Source organism: Streptomyces sp. NPDC086787, from assembly GCF_044745865.1.
In the GTDB taxonomy this organism is placed as follows: domain Bacteria; phylum Actinomycetota; class Actinomycetes; order Streptomycetales; family Streptomycetaceae; genus Streptomyces.
This window is the reverse complement of sequence record NZ_JBIVBC010000005.1, coordinates 24248-44196: the sequence shown is the minus strand read 5'-3', so window position 1 is coordinate 44196 and position 19949 is coordinate 24248. Positions and strand designations below refer to the sequence as shown.

The 19949-nt window shown below is 70.9% G+C and carries 22 protein-coding genes; 12 read left to right on the top strand and 10 right to left on the bottom strand.

Features of this window, described 5'->3' with window-relative positions:
* Positions 1-66: 66 nt before the first annotated feature.
* Complete coding sequence (locus tag ACIPK3_RS14445) at positions 67-642, bottom strand: FABP family protein (RefSeq protein WP_402569531.1); 576 nt, start codon at positions 640-642, stop codon at positions 67-69.
* 487 nt (positions 643-1129) lie between these two features.
* Between ACIPK3_RS14445 and ACIPK3_RS14440 the strand changes: the two genes are divergently transcribed.
* The gene (locus ACIPK3_RS14440; protein ID WP_402569529.1) at positions 1130-1492 is read left to right on the top strand and encodes a DsrE family protein; all 363 of its coding nucleotides are present in this window, start codon (positions 1130-1132) and stop codon (positions 1490-1492) included.
* Positions 1492-1806, top strand: a complete 315-nt coding sequence (locus tag ACIPK3_RS14435; protein WP_402569527.1) for a hypothetical protein — start codon at positions 1492-1494, stop codon at positions 1804-1806. The genes ACIPK3_RS14440 and ACIPK3_RS14435 overlap by 1 nt, the downstream gene beginning before the upstream one ends.
* Positions 1807-1880: 74 nt before the next feature.
* Here the strand turns inward: ACIPK3_RS14435 and ACIPK3_RS14430 are convergent, their stop codons facing one another.
* The 8 genes from ACIPK3_RS14430 to ACIPK3_RS14395 all read right to left on the bottom strand — a co-directional run bounded on the left by ACIPK3_RS14430 (position 1881) and on the right by ACIPK3_RS14395 (position 6977).
* On the bottom strand, positions 1881-2162 hold the full coding sequence (locus ACIPK3_RS14430) for a DUF3099 domain-containing protein (RefSeq protein ID WP_402569525.1): 282 nt from the start codon (positions 2160-2162) through the stop codon (positions 1881-1883).
* Between the two features lie 95 nt (positions 2163-2257).
* Complete coding sequence (locus ACIPK3_RS14425) at positions 2258-2545, bottom strand: DUF1416 domain-containing protein (protein ID WP_042174833.1); 288 nt, start codon at positions 2543-2545, stop codon at positions 2258-2260.
* A gap of 30 nt (positions 2546-2575) precedes the next feature.
* Entirely contained in the window at positions 2576-3421 is an 846-nt protein-coding gene (locus ACIPK3_RS14420; RefSeq protein WP_402569523.1) for a sulfurtransferase, read from the bottom strand.
* 146 nt (positions 3422-3567) lie between these two features.
* A complete protein-coding gene (locus ACIPK3_RS14415) occupies positions 3568-3648 on the bottom strand; it encodes an Ms5788A family Cys-rich leader peptide (protein ID WP_350751515.1) in 81 nt (26 codons plus the stop codon).
* 191 nt (positions 3649-3839) lie between these two features.
* A complete protein-coding gene (locus ACIPK3_RS14410) occupies positions 3840-4577 on the bottom strand; it encodes a DUF2993 domain-containing protein (protein ID WP_402569521.1) in 738 nt (245 codons plus the stop codon).
* Between the two features lie 173 nt (positions 4578-4750).
* Positions 4751-5860, bottom strand: a complete 1110-nt coding sequence (locus ACIPK3_RS14405; RefSeq protein WP_402569519.1) for a hypothetical protein — start codon at positions 5858-5860, stop codon at positions 4751-4753.
* A gap of 3 nt (positions 5861-5863) precedes the next feature.
* Entirely contained in the window at positions 5864-6118 is a 255-nt protein-coding gene (locus ACIPK3_RS14400; protein ID WP_402570176.1) for a MoaD/ThiS family protein, read from the bottom strand.
* Between the two features lie 34 nt (positions 6119-6152).
* Positions 6153-6977 carry an alpha/beta hydrolase gene (locus ACIPK3_RS14395; RefSeq protein WP_402569517.1) on the bottom strand — a complete coding sequence of 275 codons (825 nt, stop codon included), beginning with the start codon at positions 6975-6977 and terminating at the stop codon, positions 6153-6155.
* 130 nt (positions 6978-7107) lie between these two features.
* Here ACIPK3_RS14395 and ACIPK3_RS14390 point away from each other — a divergent pair, with 130 nt between their 5' ends.
* The 6 genes from ACIPK3_RS14390 (at position 7108) to ACIPK3_RS14365 (ending at position 12824) form a co-directional block, all read left to right on the top strand.
* Positions 7108-7926: a response regulator transcription factor gene (locus ACIPK3_RS14390; protein WP_402569515.1), complete on the top strand. Its 819-nt coding sequence runs from the start codon at positions 7108-7110 to the stop codon at positions 7924-7926.
* Positions 7927-8033: 107 nt separating this feature from the next.
* Positions 8034-9056 carry a LacI family DNA-binding transcriptional regulator gene (locus ACIPK3_RS14385; protein WP_402569513.1) on the top strand — a complete coding sequence of 341 codons (1023 nt, stop codon included), beginning with the start codon at positions 8034-8036 and terminating at the stop codon, positions 9054-9056.
* A 97-nt stretch (positions 9057-9153) separates the two neighbouring features.
* Positions 9154-10275, top strand: a complete 1122-nt coding sequence (locus ACIPK3_RS14380; RefSeq protein WP_402569511.1) for a S1C family serine protease — start codon at positions 9154-9156, stop codon at positions 10273-10275.
* A gap of 47 nt (positions 10276-10322) precedes the next feature.
* Entirely contained in the window at positions 10323-10562 is a 240-nt protein-coding gene (locus ACIPK3_RS14375) for a hypothetical protein (protein ID WP_402569509.1), read from the top strand.
* Positions 10563-10641: 79 nt separating this feature from the next.
* On the top strand, positions 10642-11370 hold the full coding sequence (locus tag ACIPK3_RS14370) for a response regulator transcription factor (RefSeq protein ID WP_402569507.1): 729 nt from the start codon (positions 10642-10644) through the stop codon (positions 11368-11370).
* Positions 11367-12824: a sensor histidine kinase gene (locus ACIPK3_RS14365; protein ID WP_402569505.1), complete on the top strand. Its 1458-nt coding sequence runs from the start codon at positions 11367-11369 to the stop codon at positions 12822-12824. Before ACIPK3_RS14370 ends, ACIPK3_RS14365 begins: the two co-directional genes overlap by 4 nt.
* A 64-nt stretch (positions 12825-12888) precedes the next feature.
* Here ACIPK3_RS14365 and ACIPK3_RS14360 read toward each other — a convergent pair whose 3' ends face one another.
* Positions 12889-14721 (bottom strand): bifunctional metallophosphatase/5'-nucleotidase, encoded by a 1833-nt coding sequence (locus ACIPK3_RS14360; RefSeq protein ID WP_402569503.1) that lies wholly within the window; start codon positions 14719-14721, stop codon positions 12889-12891.
* Between the two features lie 200 nt (positions 14722-14921).
* On the opposite strand from ACIPK3_RS14360, the gene mshD reads away from it, so the two are divergent.
* The 4 genes from mshD (at position 14922) to ACIPK3_RS14340 (ending at position 19844) form a co-directional block, all read left to right on the top strand.
* The gene (gene mshD / locus ACIPK3_RS14355; protein WP_402569501.1) at positions 14922-15902 is read left to right on the top strand and encodes a mycothiol synthase; all 981 of its coding nucleotides are present in this window, start codon (positions 14922-14924) and stop codon (positions 15900-15902) included.
* 255 nt (positions 15903-16157) lie between these two features.
* Positions 16158-18389, top strand: coding sequence for an RNA degradosome polyphosphate kinase (locus ACIPK3_RS14350; protein WP_402569499.1), 2232 nt, complete (start codon positions 16158-16160; stop codon positions 18387-18389).
* On the top strand, positions 18370-19416 hold the full coding sequence (locus ACIPK3_RS14345; RefSeq protein ID WP_402569497.1) for a CHAD domain-containing protein: 1047 nt from the start codon (positions 18370-18372) through the stop codon (positions 19414-19416). Before ACIPK3_RS14350 ends, ACIPK3_RS14345 begins: the two co-directional genes overlap by 20 nt.
* Positions 19413-19844, top strand: a complete 432-nt coding sequence (locus tag ACIPK3_RS14340; RefSeq protein WP_402569495.1) for an NUDIX hydrolase — start codon at positions 19413-19415, stop codon at positions 19842-19844. Before ACIPK3_RS14345 ends, ACIPK3_RS14340 begins: the two co-directional genes overlap by 4 nt.
* Positions 19845-19949 lie beyond the last annotated feature (105 nt).

The following is a 19949-nucleotide window of genomic DNA, read 5'->3' as shown; positions in this document are numbered from 1 at the left end:
CACGGACTCGGGGCGGCCGGCCCCCGAGGGACCCGCTTCCGCCCCGCCGCCCGGGCAGGTGCATCCCTACTTGAAGAACGCGATGCCGTCGTCAGGCATGTCGTCCGGGAGGGCCTTGGCCCAGCGTTCGACGTCTTCGGGGGTGACGACCTTCTTCAGGTGGGCCGACATGTAGGGGCGGAGCTCCACCTCGGGGGTCTGCTTCTCGCCGACCCACATCAGGTCGCTCTTCACATAGCCGTACAGACGCTTGCCGCCGGTGTACGGCTGCGAGGCCGCCGTACGCGCCACCGCGTCGGTGACCAGGTCGATCTGCGGCTTCTTGTCGGCCAGCTCGCCGTACCAGATCTCGATCACGCCGTCGTCGCGGGTCATCGTGACCTCGACCTTGCGGTTCGCGTCGATCCGCCAGAAGCCGGACTCCGACTCCAGCGGGCGGACCTTGTTCCCGTCGTTGTCCAGCACCCACGTGTGCGAGTGGTACTCCAGGAAGTCCCGCCCGTCGTGGCTGAACGAGACCTCCTGCCCGAAGTTGCACTTCTCGGAGCCCGGGAAGTCGTGCACGCCAGCGCCGGCCCAGTTGCCGAGCAGGAAGACGAGCGGGACGAGGTCCTTGTGGAGGTCGGACGGGATCTCGATCATGAGTGGCGGTTCCTAGCCGATTTCCTTGACGTGGTCAGCGCTGGCCCTGGTACAGCTTCTTCACGGTCAGACCGGCGAAGGCGAGCACGCCGACGCAGACCAGGACCAGCAGGGTTTCGAAGAAGATCTCCACAGGGTGCTCCTCGGCGAGGGTGGGTACACAGAGCCGCGTCCCAGCTTACGCGGCGCACACCCCCGCCTCACCGCGAGGTACGCCGCTCGGGTCTGCGCCCCGGTCGGCCCCGGAGCCCGCCGCCACCGACCGCCGCCAACGGTGCTCCGAAGCGGGCTGCGGAGCACCGCTTCGGAGATGATCGTGCGGAACTGCGGGGCACCGTCCGACAGAAGCAGCTCCCGCGCCTCAACCTGCTTCTCCCACCCTGCTCTACGACACCGCCACCGACCAGGTCGGGGAGTACCGTGCGTGACGCCCGGCGGGCGCGGTGCCGTTCCGGGACTGGAGGGTTGTTCGGACTACCATTCGGGCATGGCGAAGAAGCTCGTGATCAAGGTGACGGCCGGGGCGGACGCCCCCGAGCGCTGTTCGCAGGCGTTCACCGTGGCGGCGGTGGCCGTGGCCAGCGGTGTGGATGTGTCGCTGTGGCTGACCGGGGAGTCGGCCTGGTTCGCGCTTCCGGGACGGGCCGCCGAGTTCGAGCTGCCCCACGCGGCCCCGCTGCCCGGACTGCTCGACGCGGTGCTCGCGGGCGGCCGGATCACCCTGTGCACCCAGTGCGCGGCGCGCCGGGACATCACGGAGAAGGACGTCATCGAGGGCGTACGGATCGCCGGTGCGCAGGTCTTCGTGCAGGAGGCACTCGGCGACGGCACCCAGGCGCTGGTCTACTGATGACCCGATGGGCCGTCATGCGGGCTTCCGGGGAGGCCGAGGCCTTCCGGTACACCGTGCACCGCGAGCTCGACGGGACGCGGGCCGAAGCCCTGGCCGCGCTGCTGCACGCGGTCGACACCTTCGCCGAGGCGACCACCGAGGCAGGGCGGCGGCGTCAGAGAAGAGAGGTCTTCCGCGTCTCCGAGCACCGCTACTTCGTGCGCGTCACCAACCGGTTCACCAGCGAGGAGGCCCACTTCAGCCTCGCCGAGCTGCTGGCCGACACCCACGACGACGGCCTTCCCGACACCGTGGGCGTCCGACAGGCCTGAGGCAGCCCCGACCAGGCCTGAGGCAGCCCCGACGCCTTTTCCTCGGGCAGCCCCAAGGCCTCTCCTTCGTCCCCCTACGGCCTTTCCTTCGGATCCTGCCGGGGGCGCTTCTTGCCGTCCAGCTCGTCCCACCACTCGTCGGACTTCGGGTCCCCGGACGGGTCGTCCCACCAGCGGTCGTCGGGGCCCCGCCGGTTCGCGACGATCGCGGCCAGCGGCGGGATGACCATGGCCACGACGCACATGCCCACCGCCGCCGGAACCGACCACAGGCGCACGACCGCCCAGGCCAGGACGAACAGGCCGACGCAGGTGCCCATCATGGCGAAGTAGATGTGACGCCGCCGCGCGTACATGACTCCAGAGTAGGTCCGTGTCCCGGACACGGCGAAGGGCCGCACCCCAGGTGTCCAACCCGGTGGGTGCGGCCCCTGCCCGTGGGGGGAACTCGTCAGACCGCGATCGCCACCTCGGCCAGTCCGCCCTGCTGGGCGACGACCGTGCGGTCGGCGGTGCCGCCGGGCACCAGCGCGCGCACGGTCCAGGTGCCCTCGGCCGCGTAGAAGCGGAACTGTCCGGTGGCGGAGGTCGGGACCTCCGCGGTGAACTCGCCGGTCGAGTCGAGCAGACGCACGTAACCGGTCACCGGCTCGCCGTCGCGGGTCACGTGGCCCTGGATCGTGGTCTCACCGGGCTTGATCGTCGAGGCGTCGGGGCCGCCGGCCTTCGCTCCACACATGGTTTTCCTTCCGTACAGGCCGTAGAGGAGTTACTTCGCCGCGCCGAGCTCGATCGGCACGCCCACCAGGGAGCCGTACTCGGTCCAGGAGCCGTCGTAGTTCTTGACGTTCTGGACGCCGAGCAGCTCGTGCAGCACGAACCAGGTCAGCGCGGAGCGCTCACCGATGCGGCAGTAGGCGATGGTGTCCTTGGCCAGGTCGACGTCCTCCTGGGCGTACAGCTCCTTCAGCTCGTCGTCCGACTTGAAGGTGCCGTCGTCGTTGGCGTTCTTCGACCACGGGATGTTGCGGGCGCTCGGGACGTGACCGGGGCGCTGCGACTGCTCCTGCGGCAGGTGGGCCGGGGCGAGCAGCTTGCCGGAGAACTCGTCGGGCGAGCGTACGTCGACCAGGTTCTGGGCGCCGATGGCCGCCACGACGTCGTCGCGGAAGGCACGGATCGAGGTGTCCTGCGCCTTGGCCTTGTAGTCGGTCGTCGCGCGCTCGGGCAGGTCGCCGCCGTCGGCCAGCTCGCGGGCGTCCAGCTCCCACTTCTTGCGGCCGCCGTCGAGGAGCTTGACGTTCTCGTGGCCGTACAGCTTGAAGTACCAGTAGGCGTAGGACGCGAACCAGTTGTTGTTGCCGCCGTAGAGGATCACCAGGGTGTCGTTGGCGATGCCCTTCTTCGACAGGAGCTTCTCGAAGCCTTCCTGGTCGATGAAGTCACGGCGGACCGGGTCCTGAAGGTCCTTGGTCCAGTCGATCCGGATGGCGCCCCGGATGTGGTTCTTCTCGTAGGCGGACGTGTCCTCGTCCACCTCGACGATGGCGATGGTCGGGTCGTCCAGGTGATCCTGGAGCCAGTCGGCGTCGACCAGGACGTCGCTGCGGCTCATGCTCTTTCTCCTCCGGGGCAGGTGCGGCGGGGCGTGCGAAGTGTGAGGGGTGCGCGCGACTTCCGGAACTTCCGTCCGGGAGCGGTGCACGAGTGCCCTGAGCTGGGCGGCTGGGGATACGGAGCGCCGAGAAGGGCGCTTCCGCTTCAGAAGGGGCGACAGAGCATGGCGGCAACGCGGCACAGGTCCACTGCCCGCCGCTTTGTGAGATCCGCCTGTCGCTTCATGCGCTCGATCGTAAGGACCGACTACCCGGCGTGTCACCGGTGTGTCGCATGCTGAGATGCGATCGTCCGCGATGTGGGACCGGATACGGGCCGGTGCCGTGCCGGACGGCTCCCGGGCTGCTCCGATCGCCACCGCATCTACGGTACGGACGTGAACGTCTCGCTCAGCGGACGGGGCCCGGAACCGGCGCTCATCCCGCCAGCTTGACGTTCGTCCCCTTCACCGTGATCTCCACGCCGTCCGGCGCCGCCTGCACCTTGTCCAGCTTGATGTCACCGGGCAGCTGGTCGATGACCTGCCGGAAGTCGGTGACCGACCGGATGCGGTCCTCGGCGATGTCGACGCCGCCGATGCTGGGCAGGTTGTCGGCGTTCACCTTGACGTGGTCGCCCTGGACGCTGACCGAGCTGAGCACGGAGACCGGCTGCGGCACCTTGGCGCCGAGGACCGTAGCCTCCAGCGCGACCTTGATCTTGCCGTTGCCGCCGTCGGACAGGCCGACGATGCGGGCGCTGACGCCGGGGGCGATCCGGGTGGGAGCCGACTTGGTGGTCTTCAGGAGCTCGTCGTACGCGATGGTCGCGGTGCCGGTGGCGGTGTCCGCGGTGGCGGAGCTGTAGTCGCCGGAGAACTCGACGCCCTTCATATGAGCCGTCAGGTTGTCGATACGGATCTTCTCCGTGCCGTTCCCGGTGGCCGCCTCGTAGTCCTTGATGCCGACCTCGACGTCGTCCAGCGAGCCGCCAGCGACCTGTGTGAGGAACGGGAACCCGTGAATCGACACGTCCGGCGTCCCGGCGAGGTTCTGCGTCGCCTTCAGCTTGTCGGCGGCCTCGCCCTCGGCGAAGTAGACGGCGACACGGTCGGCGAGCACGAACAGACCGCCCAGGACCGCGACGATGATCAGGCATATTCGCAGGGCGCGCATGTGTGGTTTCCCCCGGTTCGACGGCTCCAGCCGAGAGTTCTTCCCAGCTGCTGCTCAGCGTTGGCTCCGCTGTTCTCAGCGATTCCCACAACGCTAACCCCGTGGGGTACGGCCGCCCGAAAATTGTCGATCACCTGTGACGTGAGCCGGGAGCACCTCACCGCGTGCCCGGGTCAGCCCAGGGCGCGCCCCAGCATCCACACCGCCGGAGCCGCCGCCGCGAGCGGCAGGGCCACACCGGCCGTGAAGTGCACGAAGCGGGACGGGAAGTCGTAGCTCGCGACCCGGTGGCCGATGAGCGCGCAGACCGCCGCGGCGGCGCCGAGCAGCGCGCCGCGCGAGCCGATGTCCGTCACGTTGCCGACGGCGATGCCCGCACCCGCCGCCGCGAGCACCGCCACGGTCACCGAGGCCGGCGTCGGGAGGGGCAGCGCCCGGGCGAGGACCGCGACCGCCACCGCGGCGGCGCCGACCGACACCGCGTGCGGCTCGGCACCCAGGAATCCGGTCGCGATGATCGCCAGCGCCGACGCGGCGGCCGTCGCCATCAGGCCGTACATGCGCTCGTCGGGGTCCGCCTGCGAGCGGAGCTGGAGGACCAGACAGAGCAGCACCCACACTCCGAGGGTGCCGAGGATCGCCGCGGGTGCGTTCTCGCGTCCCGCCGCGAGCAGGGCGACGTCCGAGACGAGCGCGCCCAGGAAGGCCAGCGCGATGCCCTGCCGGGCGGGCCACATGCCGTTCAGCCGGAACCAGCCAGCCGCCGTGACGGCCTGGAGCAGCACCAGCGGGACGGCCAGGGCGTACGAGCCGACCGGCGCGGTCACGGCGAGCAGCAGCCCGAGCAGCGCGGTGAGCGCCGCCGGCTGCATCCCGGGCTCGATGACCGGGGAGCGGCCCTCGATGCGGGCGCGCTGTGCGTCGGTGACGCGGGAGTTGCCGCCCAGGGTGGCGGGGCCGTAGGTGGGCTCTTCCTCCAGCAGGGCCTGCTCGGGCCGCGCCGTCCGCACGGGAGCGGGCTGCGGCTGCGGTGACTGCGGCTGCGGATAGCCGTGCGCCGGTGACACCTGCGCCGCGTGGTTCTGCGTCTCCCACGTCTGGCCCTGCCACTGCTGCGTGTACTGCTGCTGCTCGGCACCGGGCCAGGGCTGCTGCGCCTGCTGGTGCTGCTGCGCCTGCTGCTGGTACTGGTACTGCTGCTGGTAGGGGTCCTGGTGATACCCCTGATAGCCGTCGTACGGCTGCTGCGGCTGCTGTTGTGGCTGGTACGGCTCGTCGGTCATCAGTCACCCTCCTGCGAACGGCGGGAGCACCTCGACCGTGCCGCCCTCGGTCAGCCGTACCGTCTCATGACCGCGCGTTCCCACGGGGTCACCGTCGACGAGGAACGAGCATCGGAGCAGCACGCGCGCCAGCTCACCGGGGTGCCGCTCGCGGACCTCGGCCAGCGCATCGGCGAGGGTCACCGCGTCGTACGGCTCCTCGGCGACCCCGGCCGCGGCCTTCGCGGCCGCCCAGTAGCGCACCGTGACCTTTGCCATCTCGTCCCTCTGTTCGTCCTTCAACACGGTCAGGCTAGCCCGCGCGGGCCGCCGCCCAGTCACCGATCCGGGCCAGCAGGGCGTCGTCCGCCGCGTTCTCGGCGTGGCCCATCCCGGGCTCCAGCCAGAGTTCGCCGTGGTCACCGGCCGCGTCGGCCAGCATCCGGGGGTGGTCGAGCGGGAAGTAGGCGTCCCGGTCGCCGTGTACGACCAGCAGGGGGGCCGGGGCTATGCGCGGGACCGCTTCGACGGGGGACAGCGGGACCGGGTCCCAGTCCCGGTGGTGGATGCGGGTGCGCAGGCCGTAGCGGCCGATCAGCCGGCCCTCCGGGCGGGTCACCAGCCAGTGCAGCCGCCGCATGGGCGCCGTGCCCCGGTAGTACCAGCGGGCCGGGGCGCTCACCGAGACCACGGCGTCGACTCCCCGGTGCAGCGCCGCGTGCCGCAGCACCACCGAGCCGCCCATGGAGAAGCCGACGGTCACCACGCGCGGGTGCCCGAGTTCCCGCGCCCACGCCACCGCCGCCGCGAGGTCGAGCACCTCCCGGTCGCCGACCGTGGAACGGCCGCCGGAGGCACCGTGGCCCCGGAAGGAGAAGGTCACGACGGCACCGTGGCGGGCGAGCGCGGCGGCGGCGCGGCGGACGTGCGGCCGGTCGACGTCGCCGGTGAAGCCGTGGGCGACCACGAAGGCGGGGCCCGGGCTCGCGTCGTATACGGCCGTCCCCGGGTCGTATACGGAATCGATGGCGACCCCGTCGGCCGTGTACAGAAACGTCCGCATAGGTGTACGTGCATCCGTCTCGGGATTCGGACGAACGGTGGAACGTGCGGTTTGACCCGCCGGACCGTTACTCATGTCGGCTATTCTGCTGGGCAGAGGACTCGGGCAGCGCAGCCCCCGGGTCCTTTTGTGCTTTCGGAAGATCGCAGAGCCAGGGTCGAAGTACCGCAAACGTCCTCGCGGGGACCGAGGAGGAACCAGACGTATGAGTTCTCTGCTGCTCCTGACCAACGCCCTCCAGCCGTCGACGGAGGTGCTGCCGGCCCTCGGGCTGCTCCTGCACAACGTACGGGTGGCTCCGGCGGAGGGGCCCGCGCTGGTCGACACGCCGGGCGCCGACGTGATCCTGATCGACGGGCGCCGCGACCTGCCTCAGGTCCGCAGCCTGTGCCAGCTCCTGCGGTCCACCGGGCCCGGCTGCCCGCTGATCCTGGTCGTGACCGAGGGCGGTCTCGCCGCCGTCACCGCCGACTGGGGCATCGACGACGTACTGCTCGACACCGCAGGACCGGCCGAGGTGGAGGCGCGGCTGCGGCTGGCCATGGGACGGCAGCAGATCGTCAACGACGACTCCCCCATGGAGATCCGCAACGGCGACCTGTCGGTGGACGAGGCGACCTACTCCGCCAAGCTGAAGGGCCGGGTCCTGGACCTCACCTTCAAGGAGTTCGAACTCCTGAAGTACCTCGCCCAGCACCCCGGCCGCGTCTTCACGCGCGCGCAGCTCCTCCAGGAGGTCTGGGGATACGACTACTTCGGCGGCACCCGGACCGTGGACGTCCACGTACGACGGCTGCGCGCCAAGCTGGGCCCCGAGCACGAGTCCCTGATCGGCACCGTCCGCAACGTCGGCTACCGCTTCGTCACCCCCGAGAAGGGCGACCGCACCACGGACGAGGCGAAGGCCAAGGCCAAGGCCGCGGCCGGTACCGGTGCCGGAACCGGCCAGCCGAAGCCGGAGAACGCCGGCGCATCGGACACGGCGGCCGCCCACGACCCGGCGGAGATCCACGCGGACGCGTGACGCGGGCCCGCGCAATGGGTCGCCGCCGCATCGCGACCCATTGCGTCCGCACAGACAAACCACGGAACGCCCTGCCCAGAGCGGGTCAATCCGCGTAGACTCCGCGCGTGCCCAAGGTGACTCGGGATGATGTGGCGCGGCTCGCGGGAACCTCCACCGCCGTGGTCAGTTATGTCATCAACAACGGACCCCGGCCGGTTGCCCCGGCCACGCGCGAGCGTGTCCTCGCCGCGATCAAGGAGCTGGGGTACCGGCCGGACCGGGTCGCCCAGGCCATGGCGTCGCGGCGCACCGACCTGATAGGTCTGATCATCCCGGACGCCCGCCAGCCCTTCTTCGGGGAGATGGCCCACGCCGTCGAGCAGGCGGCGTCCGAGCGCGGCAAGATGGTTCTCGTCGGCAACACCGACTACGTCAGCGAACGCGAGGTCCACTATCTGCGCGCCTTCCTCGGCATGCGCGTGGCGGGCCTGATCCTGGTCAGCCACGCACTCAACGACCTCGCCGCCGCGGAGATCGACGCCTGGGACGCCCGGGTGGTACTGCTGCACGAGCGCCCCGAGGCCATCGACGACGTCGCCGTGGTCACGGACGACCTGGGCGGCGCCCAGGTCGCCGTGCGCCATCTGCTGGAGCACGGCTACGAGTACGTGGCCTGTCTGGGCGGCACCGCCGAGACCCCCGCCGTCGGCGACCCGGTCTCCGACCACGTCGAGGGCTGGCGCCGGGCGATGGAGGAGGCCCGGATCCCGACCGAGGGCCGGCTGTTCGAGGCGCCGTACAACCGCTACGACGCGTACCGGGTCGCCCTGGAGCTACTCTCCGGCCCGGACCGGCCGCCCGCGGTCTTCTGCTCCACCGACGACCAGGCGATCGGCCTGCTGCGCGCGGCGCGCGAGCTGCGCATCGACGTGCCCGGGGAACTGGCGGTGGCCGCGTTCGACGACATCAAGGAGGCGGCGCTGGCCGACCCGCCGCTGACGACGATCGCATCGGACCGTTCGGCGATGGCGCGGGAGGCCGTGGACCTCGTACTCGACGACGGTCTGCGGGTACCCGGGTCCCGGCGGGAGCGGCTGAAGACCTTCCCGTCGCAGCTGGTGGTCCGCAGGTCCTGCGGCTGTGAGTAACCGGCCGTAGATGAGAAATCACTGAGAGGCGAGGTTCTGCCGGGGTTCTCAGGGAGGGCTCAGGAAGCTCTCATGGTTGCGGGAAATGCTCTATGGCATGACCGAGACCTTCCGCCGCAGCGGCGAGTACGACGAGAACCCCCGGGGCGCTCCGGTGAACCCCGAGTGGCCGCCCCCTCCGTCGCACTCGCCGTCGTACGAACATACGTACGGGCGGACGCATGAGCAGGCGTCGTACGCACAGGAGACGTACGAGCAGCCGTACACGACCTCCGTACCCTCACCCGACGCACCGGCGCCCACCCGGCGGGTCAAGCGCCCCCGAGGCCCGATATCCCTGCTCGCCGCGGTGGCGATCGTCGCGGCGGCCGTGGGCGGCGGCACGGCGTACGCCTTCCAGGAACTGACCAGGGCGGACACCGTCACCGCCAGCAGCACCAGCACGAACGTGGTGCCGTCCAGCAAGAAGGGCGACGTCGCCGCCATCGCCTCCGCGGTCAGCCCGAGCGTGGTCGAGATCAGCGCGACACTGCCGAGCGGCTCGTCGACCGGCTCCGGTGTGATCATCAGCAGCGGCGGCGAGGTCGTCACCAACAACCACGTCGTCTCCGGCTCCTCCTCGATCAAGGTGAGGACCAGCAATGGCAAGACCTACACCGCCGACGTCGTCGGCACCGACAGCTCCAAGGACCTCGCGCTCATCAAGCTGCGGAACGCCTCCGGGCTGAAGGCCGCGACGCTCGGCGACTCCGACTCGGTCCAGGTCGGCGACTCGGTCGTGGCGATCGGCTCGCCCGAGGGCCTGACCGGAACCGTCACCAGCGGCATCGTCTCGGCGCTCAGCCGTGACGTGACCGTCTCGACGGACGAGAGCCAGAGCCAGAGCCAGAACCAGGGCCAGGGACCCGGCGGCGGTGACGGCCGGTGGCCGTTCGAGTTCGGCGGCCGCCAGTTCAACGGCGACACCGGATCCTCCACCACGACCTACAAGGCGATCCAGACCGACGCGTCCCTCAACCCCGGCAACTCGGGCGGCGCCCTGATCGACGCCGCGGGACGCATCGTCGGCATCAACTCCGCGATGTACTCGGCCGCCGCCGACTCCTCCGGGTCCTCCTCGGACGCGGGCAGCGTCGGCCTCGGCTTCGCGATCCCGATCAACACCGTCAAGTCCGACCTGGCGAAGCTGCGGGCGGGCGGCACCGGTACCACCAGCTGACACGGCCGCTGACACGCCTCGGGCGTGCGGACAGTAGGGAGTACGTCATGATCAAGCAGATCGAGCAGGTCACGCAGATCAAGCGGGTTTCCCACCGGGCGACGGGCAACCGCCCCGGCGACTTCGCCCTCGCCCTCCAGGTCGCCGGCGAGCTCCACACCCCGCCCGCGCCGGTACGGCTCCCCGAGATCACGGCCCCCCAGATGATGGGCCTGCGGATGCCCGCGGCCCGCCCGCACCGCCACAAGGTTCCGCTGAAGCGGCTGACGGCGGTACGCGGCTGCTGACCGCTCGCACCCCACGGCCCGGAAACGTGCGACGCTGAGAAAGCCCCGAACCCGACCGCACCCCGAGGAATCGCGAGCGATGAGCCACGCCGATGGCGACCGTGAAACCCAGCGCATCCTGATCGTCGACGACGAGCCCGCAGTACGCGAAGCGCTCCAGCGCAGCCTCGCCTTCGAGGGGTACGACACCGAGGTCGCCGTCGACGGCGCGGACGCGCTGGAGAAGACCACCGCCTACCGGCCCGACCTGGTCGTCCTGGACGTGCAGATGCCCCGGATGGACGGCCTGACCGCCGCCCGCCGCATCCGCGGCACCGGCGAGACGACCCCGATCCTGATGCTGACGGCCCGCGACACCGTCGGCGACCGCGTCACCGGCCTCGACGCCGGCGCGGACGACTACCTGGTCAAACCGTTCGAGCTGGACGAGCTGTTCGCCCGTATCCGCGCACTGCTGCGGCGCAGCTCCTACCCGTCGGCCGAGGCGGGCGGCCAGGACGAGATCCTCGCCTTCGGCGACCTGCGCATGGACGTCACGACACGTGAGGTCACGCGCGGCGGGCGCGAGGTGGAACTGACCCGCACCGAGTTCACCCTCCTGGAGATGTTCCTGGCGCACCCGCGCCAGGTCCTCACCCGGGAACAGATCCTCAAGGCTGTCTGGGGCTTCGACTTCGAGCCGTCCTCCAACTCCCTGGACGTGTACGTCATGTACCTGCGCCGCAAGACCGAGGCGGGCGGCGAGCCGCGGCTCGTGCACACCGTGCGGGGTGTGGGGTACGTACTGAGGCAGGGCGGCGCGGAGTGAGACGGCTGGCCCGCCGGTACCGGACCCTGCCGATCCGCGCCCGACTCTCGGCACTGGTCGCGGCAGCCGTGGCGTTCGCGGTGGCGGCGGTGGCGGTGACCTGCTGGTTCATCGTGCAGGGGAAGCTGTACGAGCAGCTGAACAGCGACCTGCGCAAGTTGCCGTTCGTCCGGGGAGCCCCCCTGAGCCAGCAGTTCGACCTGCTCAAGGAGACACTGGCCGACTGCACCCAGACCCCACGGAACACCCCCAGTTACACGAGCACGTACTCCCAGGCGATCGACGAGGACGGCACCACCTGCCTCTTCCCGACCTCGGTGGGCCGGATCAACGTCACCCAGGCCGACAAGGACGTGCTCCGCAGCGGTGACGAGGCCCTGTTCCGCAACGGCACCGACCAGGACGGCAACCGGGTGCGCGTGATGACCAGACCGTGGATCTCCCACGATCCGGTCACCGGCGGCGTCACCAGTTACGGCACGATGACGGCCATCCCGCTGAAGAGCACCGAGTCCACGCTCAAGGACCTCGCGCTGGTCCTGCTCGCGGTCTCCGGCATCGGGGTCGTCGGCGCCGGAGCGGCAGGCCTCGCCGTCGCCCGCGCGGGACTGCGCCCGGTCGACCGGCTCACCGAGGCCGTCGAGCACGTGGCGAGGACGGAGGACCTGGGCATCCGGATCCCCGTGGACGAGGAGAGCGACGACGAGATCGCCCGGCTGTCCCGCTCCTTCAACTCGATGACCAAGTCCCTCGCCGGATCCCGCGAGTTGCAGCAGCAGCTCATCGCGGACGCCGGGCACGAACTCCGCACCCCGCTGACCTCGCTGCGCACCAACATCGAACTGCTCACCCGCAGCGAGGAGACCGGCCGGCCGCTGCCCACCGCGGACCGCCTGGCCCTGCTCGCCTCGGTGAAGGCACAGATGACGGAGCTGGCGTCGCTGATCGGCGACCTCCAGGAGCTGTCCCGCTCCGAGGGCCAGCGCGGCGAACGCGTCCAGGTGGTCGCCTTCCACGACAGCGTGGAGGCCGCCCTGCGCCGGGCCCGGCTGCGCGGCCCCGAACTGAAGATCACGGCGGACGTCCGGCCCTGGTACGTACGGGCGGAGCCCTCCGCACTGGAGCGTGCCGTGGTCAACATCCTCGACAACGCGGTGAAGTTCAGCCCCTCCGGCGGGACCATCGACGTGTCCCTCGACCAGGGCGTCCTGCGCGTCCGCGACCACGGCCCCGGCATCGCCGAGGACGAACTCCCCCACGTCTTCGACCGCTTCTGGCGCTCCCCCGGCGCCCGTGCCCTCCCGGGCTCCGGCCTCGGCCTCTCCATCGTCGCGCGCACGGTCCAGCAGGGGGGCGGCGAGGTCACCCTGACCCGCGCCGAGGGCGGCGGCACACTGGCGACGGTACGGCTGCCGGGGGCGCCCACGCCCCCGCCGAACACGGAAACCCCGTAACGGCGGACAGCAGACAGGAAGGCCCGGCGCACATGCGCCGGGCCTTCGTTCGTCACGGGGTCGGTTACTGCACGACCGTGATCCGGTTCGCCGCCGGCGGCGTGAGGGGCTTCGCGGCGGAGGAGTTGGCCGTCAGGTACTTCGCCAGGGCGGCGAGGTCGTCCGAACCGACCAGGTCACCCGTGCCCTGACCGAGGGTCGGGAAGCCGTCGCCGCCGCCCGCGAGGAAGCTGTTGGTCGCGACACGGTAGGTGGCGGCGAGGTCGACGGCCGCGCCGTTCAGCCGGATCGAGTCGGTGACCACACGGTCCGCGCCGGACTTGGTCATGTCCAGGGTGTACGTGAGGTTGGCGGACGGCTGGAGGATCTTCGGAGCGGCCGCGTTGGCGCCGCTCACCTGCTCCTTGAGCACCTGCACCAGCTGGGCCCCGGTGAAGCTCTGGAGGTTCACCGTGTTGGAGAACGGCTGCACCGTGAAGCCCTCGGCGTACGTCACCACGCCGTCGCCCTCGGCACCCTTGGCGGCGTAGGTCAGACCGGCCCGGACACCGCCCGGGTTCATCAGGGCGAGGTCGGTCTCGGGGTCCAGCTCCTTGCCGTGGGCGAGCTGCGCGTCCGCGATCAGGTCACCCATCGGGGACTCGGTACCGGTGTTGTTGACGTCGCCGGAGATGTAGCCGATGGGACGGTTGCCGATCGGGGCGGCCAGGGCGTTCCACTTGCTGATCAGGCTGGTCATGTCGGCCGCCTTGGGGACGTCCCGGGTGACCACGCGGTTCACCGACTTCGCCGACAGCGCGGACTTCGGCGACGTCACGGCCGTACGGACGATGTCGCCCGTGCAGCGGTCGTACGTCAGCGTGGTGTCGGTGTAGAGGCGACCGAAGGACGCGGCCGAGGTGACCATGCGGGGCTTGCCCGACGGGTCCTTGATGTTGCACACGTACGCCGTGTGGGTGTGGCCGGTCACCAGCGCGTCCACGGCGGGCGTGACGTTCTTGGCGATGTCCACGATCGGGCCGGAGATGCCGGCACCGGCGCCGCCCGCGTCACAGTCGTAGTTGTAGTTCGTGGACGCCGGCAGGCCGCCCTCGTGGATGAGCGCCACGATCGACTGGACGCCCTGGCGCTGGAGCACCTTGGCGTACCTGTTGATCGTCTCGACCTCGTCCTTGAACTTCAGGCCCTTGACGCCCTCGGCGGACACGACGTCCGGCGTGCCCTCCAGGGTGACGCCGATGAAGCCGATCCGGACGCCGTTCTTCCGCCAGACGCCGTACGGCTGGAGGATCGGCCGGCCGGTCTTCTCGTCCAGCACGTTCGCCGCCAGGTACGGGAAGTCCGCGCCCTTGAACTTCTTGTCCGTGTAGCAGCCGTCGGTCTTGTGACAGCCGCCGTTCTGCAGTCGGCCGAGTTCCTTGGCGCCCTCGTCGAACTCGTGGTTGCCGACCGACGTGACATCCAGGTCCAGCTTGTTGAGCGCCTCGATGGTGGGCTCGTCGTGGAACAGACCGGAGAGCAGCGGGGACGCGCCGACCATGTCGCCCGCGGCCGCCGTGATCGAGTACGCGTGGTTCTTGCGGGCCTCGCGCAGGTGCGTGGCCAGGTACTCGACACCGCCCGCGTCGATGGTCTTCGTCGTGCCGTCCGCCTGGAGTTCGGTGACCCGGCCGGAGGAACCCGACGGCGGTTCGAGGTTGCCGTGCAGGTCGTTGAACGACAGGAGCTGGACATCCTGGTAACGGCTCGGCGCGTGGTGCCTGCCGCCGTGGTTATCGTGCGCGGCAGCGGGCAGCGCGGAGGCGAGTGCGGCGGCGGTGGCGAGCGACGCGGTGGCCGCGAGCAGCGCGTAGGTACGGCGTCTCGCGGGCCGGGGCGGATGGGACGTGGCCGGCATGGAACCCCCCAGTGGGTCGACTGTGCTGAGCGGACCGGTCGGCGACAGTGGACCGGTCGGGCGCAGCCTAGAGTCAACGCGCGTAGCGCGACAGAGGGTTCATGGTCACATCCTGATCTCCCTTTTTGCTTTCCTTTGCTGTTTCCCTCACGTTTCCCCTTGCCGCCACTTCGCGCCGCACGCGCCGTACCCTCATACGCATGAGCAGCGACGACATCGCACGGCCCGGCTTCTCCCGTGCCATCGAGACCTACGCCGAACTCATCCCGGACCAGGCCGAGGCCGTGCTCGCACTGCTCGCCGAGGCCGCCCGGGTCGACGGGCAGCAGCCGGTGTCCGAGCAGGGCCGCCTGCGACTGCGTGGCCGACCGCGCGAGGGCATCTCGCATCTGCTGCTCACGGTCGACGGCGAACTCGTCGGCTACGCACAGCTCGAGGACACCGACCCGGTGGAGGCGCCGGCCGCCGAGCTCGTCGTACACCCCTCCTACCGGGGGCACGGGCACGGGCGGGCACTCGGCTCGGCCCTGCTGGCCGCGTCCGGCAAGCGGCTGCGGGTGTGGGCGCACGGCGGGCACTCGGCCGCCCGGCATCTCGCCCAGGTCCTGGGGCTGACCCTGTTCCGGGAACTCCGCCAGATGCGGCGCCCGCTGACGGACCTTGAGCTGCCCGAGCCCAAGCTCCCCGACGGCGTGCGCGTGCGGACGTTCGTGCCGGGGCAGGACGACACGGCCTGGCTGGCCGTCAACTCCGCCGCGTTCGCCCACCACCCCGAACAGGGCTCCCTCACCCAGCGCGACCTGGACGACCGCAAGGCCGAGCCCTGGTTCGACCCGGCGGGTTTCTTCCTCGCCGAGCGCGAGGGCGAGGCGGACGGCACGGGCGAGGGAGAGGACCGCACGGGCGAGGGCGGCACGGGCAGGCTGGTCGGCTTCCACTGGACCAAGGTCCACGCGGACGACGGCCTCGGCGAGGTGTACGTCCTCGGGGTGTCCCCGGCCGCCCAGGGCGGCGGTCTCGGCAAGTCCCTGACCACCATCGGCCTGCGGCACCTGGCCGCGCAGGGCCTGCCCACGGCGATGCTCTACGTCGACGCGGACAACAAGTCCGCCGTGTCGGTGTACGAGCGCCTGGGCTTCCTCACCCACGAGACCGATCTGATGTACCGCACCGAGACCTGACACGCACAGTGACCAAGGGGCTACGGCTCAACCGGGGGCCGGCCGGCATGGACGCCCGGGAGCCGTCCCCGCATAGCCCGCACGTCATGTCGCCGTAACCATCGATTCAGACGACCTTGCGACGCTCAGCCAATGCAGCCCGCCGTGCCAGAGCCTTCGCCGCCACCCGAGAGGGACGCGGCAACCGGGACGCCATCGCTCCCACCCGCACGTTCCGACGCGCCCGTAACCCCTCTGGCGCGGAAGAATGGGGTCATGAGCCAGCCAAACGCCCAGGCACAGGTCCAGCACGCGCAGCCCTCCGTGGGCTCCATAGCCGCCCACCGGTCGCACACCGTGGCCGCCGCGGTCTCCGACCTGGAACCCGACCTCGACGCGGACCTCGACCCGTACGAGGAGTCACCGGTCGATGGGCCCCAGCTGCCGCAGGGCCGTTTCCTGGACCGGGAACGCAGCTGGCTCGCGTTCAACGAACGGGTCCTCGAACTCGCCGAGGACCCGAACACACCCCTCCTCGAACGGGCCAACTTCCTGGCGATCTTCGCCAGCAACCTGGACGAGTTCTTCATGGTCCGGGTGGCCGGCCTGAAGCGCCGTATCGCCACCGGTGTCGCCACCCGCTCGGCCTCCGGCCTGCAGCCCCGCGAGGTGCTGGAGATGATCTGGGCCCGCTCCCGCGAGCTCATGGCCCGGCACGCCGCCTGCTACCACGAGGACGTCGCCCCCGCACTCGCGGAGGAGGGCATCCACCTGGTCCGCTGGAACGAGCTGACCGAGAAGGAGCAGGCACGGCTCTTCACCCTCTTCCGGCACCAGATCTTCCCGGTCCTCACCCCCCTCGCGGTCGACCCGGCGCACCCCTTCCCGTACATCTCGGGCCTGTCCCTGAACCTGGCCGTCGTCGTCCGCAACCCGGTCAGCGGCCACAAGCACTTCGCCCGGGTCAAGGTGCCGCCGCTGCTGTCCCGCTTCCTGGAGGCCGCCCCGGGCCGCTACGTCCCGCTGGAGGACGTCATCGCGGCCCACCTGGAAGAGCTGTTCCCGGGCATGGAGGTACTGGAGCACCACGCGTTCCGGCTCACCCGCAACGAGGACCTGGAGGTCGAGGAGGACGACGCCGAGAACCTCCTCCAGGCGCTGGAGAAGGAGCTCATGCGGCGCCGCTTCGGCCCGCCGGTGCGCCTGGAGGTCGAGGAGTCCATCGACCGCGAGGTGCTCGACCTGCTGGTGCGCGAGCTGAAGATCGGCGAGGCCGAGGTCTACCCGCTGCCCGGCCCGCTCGACCTCACCGGCCTCTTCCGCATCCACCGCCTCGACCGCCCCGAGCTGAAGTACCAGAAGTTCATCGCGGGCACCCACCGTGACCTCGCCGAGGTCGAGTCCGCCTCCGCGCCCGACATCTTCGCGGCCCTGCGCGCCCGGGACGTGCTGCTGCACCACCCCTACGACTCGTTCTCCACCTCCGTGCAGGCGTTCCTGGAGCAGGCGGCCGCCGACCCGGACGTCCTCGCCATCAAGCAGACCCTGTACCGGACCTCCGGCGACTCCCCCATCGTGGACGCGCTGATCGACGCCGCCGAGTCCGGCAAGCAGGTCCTCGTCCTGGTCGAGATCAAGGCCCGCTTCGACGAGCACGCCAACATCAAGTGGGCGCGCAAACTGGAGGAGGCCGGCTGCCACGTCGTATACGGCCTCGTCGGCCTCAAGACCCACTGCAAGCTGTCCCTGGTGGTCCGTCAGGAGGGCGACACACTCCGGCGTTACAGCCACGTCGGCACCGGCAACTACCACCCGAAGACGGCCCGGCTGTACGAGGACCTGGGCCTGCTGACGGCCGACCCGCAGGTCGGCGCCGACCTGTCCGACCTGTTCAACCGGCTCTCCGGCTACTCCCGCCGGGAGACCTACCGCCGGCTGCTCGTCGCGCCCAAGTCCCTGCGCGACGGCCTCATCTCGCGGATCAACAAGGAGGCCCAGCACCACCGCGCGGGCCGCCCGGCGTTCATCCGCTTCAAGGTCAACTCGATCGTCGACGAGGCGGTCATCGACGCGCTCTACCGCGCCTCCCAGGCCGGCGTGCCGGTCGACGTGTGGGTACGCGGCATCTGCGCGGTACGGCCCGGCGTCCCCGGCCTGTCCGAGAACATGCGGGTGCGGTCCATCCTCGGCCGCTTCCTCGAACACTCCCGGGTGTTCGCCTTCGGCAACGGCGGCGAGCCCGAGGTGTGGATAGGCAGCGCCGACATGATGCACCGCAACCTCGACCGCCGGATTGAGGCCCTGGTCCGGGTCACCGACCCGGCCCACCGGGCCACGCTCATCCGGCTCCTCGAAACCGGCATGTCCGACACCACCTCCTCCTGGCACCTGGGCCCGGACGGCGAGTGGACCCGGCACGCGACCGATGCCGACGGACAGCCCCTGCGCAACATCCAGGAGATGCTCATAGACGCCCGGAGGCGCCGGCGTGGCACAGCAGCACCTTGACCCGACGGACCCGCCGGCCACCGCGGTCATGGCCGTGACGGGAGAAGCCCTCGGCGCCTATCTGAGCGCCCGGGCCACGGAGTTCCTCCGCGCACTGCGGCTGCACCGGGAGACCGGTGCGGCCGCCGGTGCGCACGAGTCCGCCGACGCGGCGCGCGCCCTGCGCCGCGCGGCCCGCCGTATCAGCGGCAGTCTGCACACCTTCCGGCCGTTCCTCGACACCGACTGGTCCGAGGAGATGCGCCCCGAGCTGGCCTGGCTCTCCGGGACACTGGCCATGGAACACGCGTACGAGGCCCGTCTGGAGCGGCTGCTGCTCGCGCTGCACCGGCTGTCGGGCTCCTCGCCGTTCCCCGGCCAGAGCGGCGAGCGGACAGGCCCGGCGACCGGCACCCCGGAGCGCGGCAACCTCACCGTGGGCGCGGCGAAGGCCGGCGCCCTGCTGGAGCGCCAGCTCACCCTCGCCCGGACCCGCGCCCACTCCACCGCGCTCCAGGCGCTCGGCTCCTCCCGCTTCCACGCGGTCGCCGACAAGGTCGCGCTGCTCGCCAGCGAGGTCCCGCTCGCCCCCGCGGCCGCCGCCACCGATCCGCGCCCGCAGGCCGCCGCCGCCGAGGAGCGGCTCCTGGCCGCGATCGCCGCCCTGCCACTGGTCACCGCGGGCCTGCCGTACAACGCGGAGGCCCTGATCCACGGCCTGTCCCCGGATCCGTCCCCGCACCCCCAGGACGGCCCCTGGCACCAGGTACGGCTGCTGCTGCGCCTGCACCGCTACGCCCGCGAGGTGCTGGACGGGCCGGGCGCCCCCGTCGACGTACCCCTGCTCACGGCCGGGCAGGCCCTGAACCGGCACCGGGACGCCTCGGAGGCGGCCGCGGCCGCCGCGCAGGCGGCGCGCACCCCGCGCATCGCCCCGGCGACGGCGTACGCCCTCGGTGTGCTGCACGCCGACCAGCGGCACGAGGTGGAGGCGGCGCGGTACACGTTCCAGCAGTCGTGGCAGCAAGAGGCGGTCGGCGCGCCGTGAAGGAGACGACCGTCGTCAGGGCCGGGGGCTGTGTGCTGTGGCGCCGCTCGTCATCGGGCGGTGTCGAACTGGCCCTGGTCTTCAGGCCGAAGTGGTCCGACTGGTCCTGGCCCAAGGGGAAGCTGAAGAAGGGCGAGACGGCCCACGCGGCCGCCCTGCGCGAGGTCGAGGAGGAGACCGGGCACACCTGCCGGCTCGGACCGGCCCTGCCGACCGCCCGCTACGTCGACCACACGGGCCGGAACAAGGAAGTCAGTTACTGGGCCGCGGAGTCGACCGGCGGAGCCTTCGCACCCAACAACGAGGTCAGCGAACTGCTCTGGTTGTCGCCGGACGAAGCGCGCGAGCGCCTGAGCCACCCGCGGGACAGGGAACTGATCGCTCCGGCACTGGCGGCCGTCGCCTCCGACCGGCACGGGGACGACTGACCCGGCCCTTGCCGCGCCGGCCAACGCTCTCATACGCTTCCGGGATCCGGTGACGGATGTCCTCGCGCGCCGTCCCGGCCATGGGCGCGAGCACTGCGAACACGA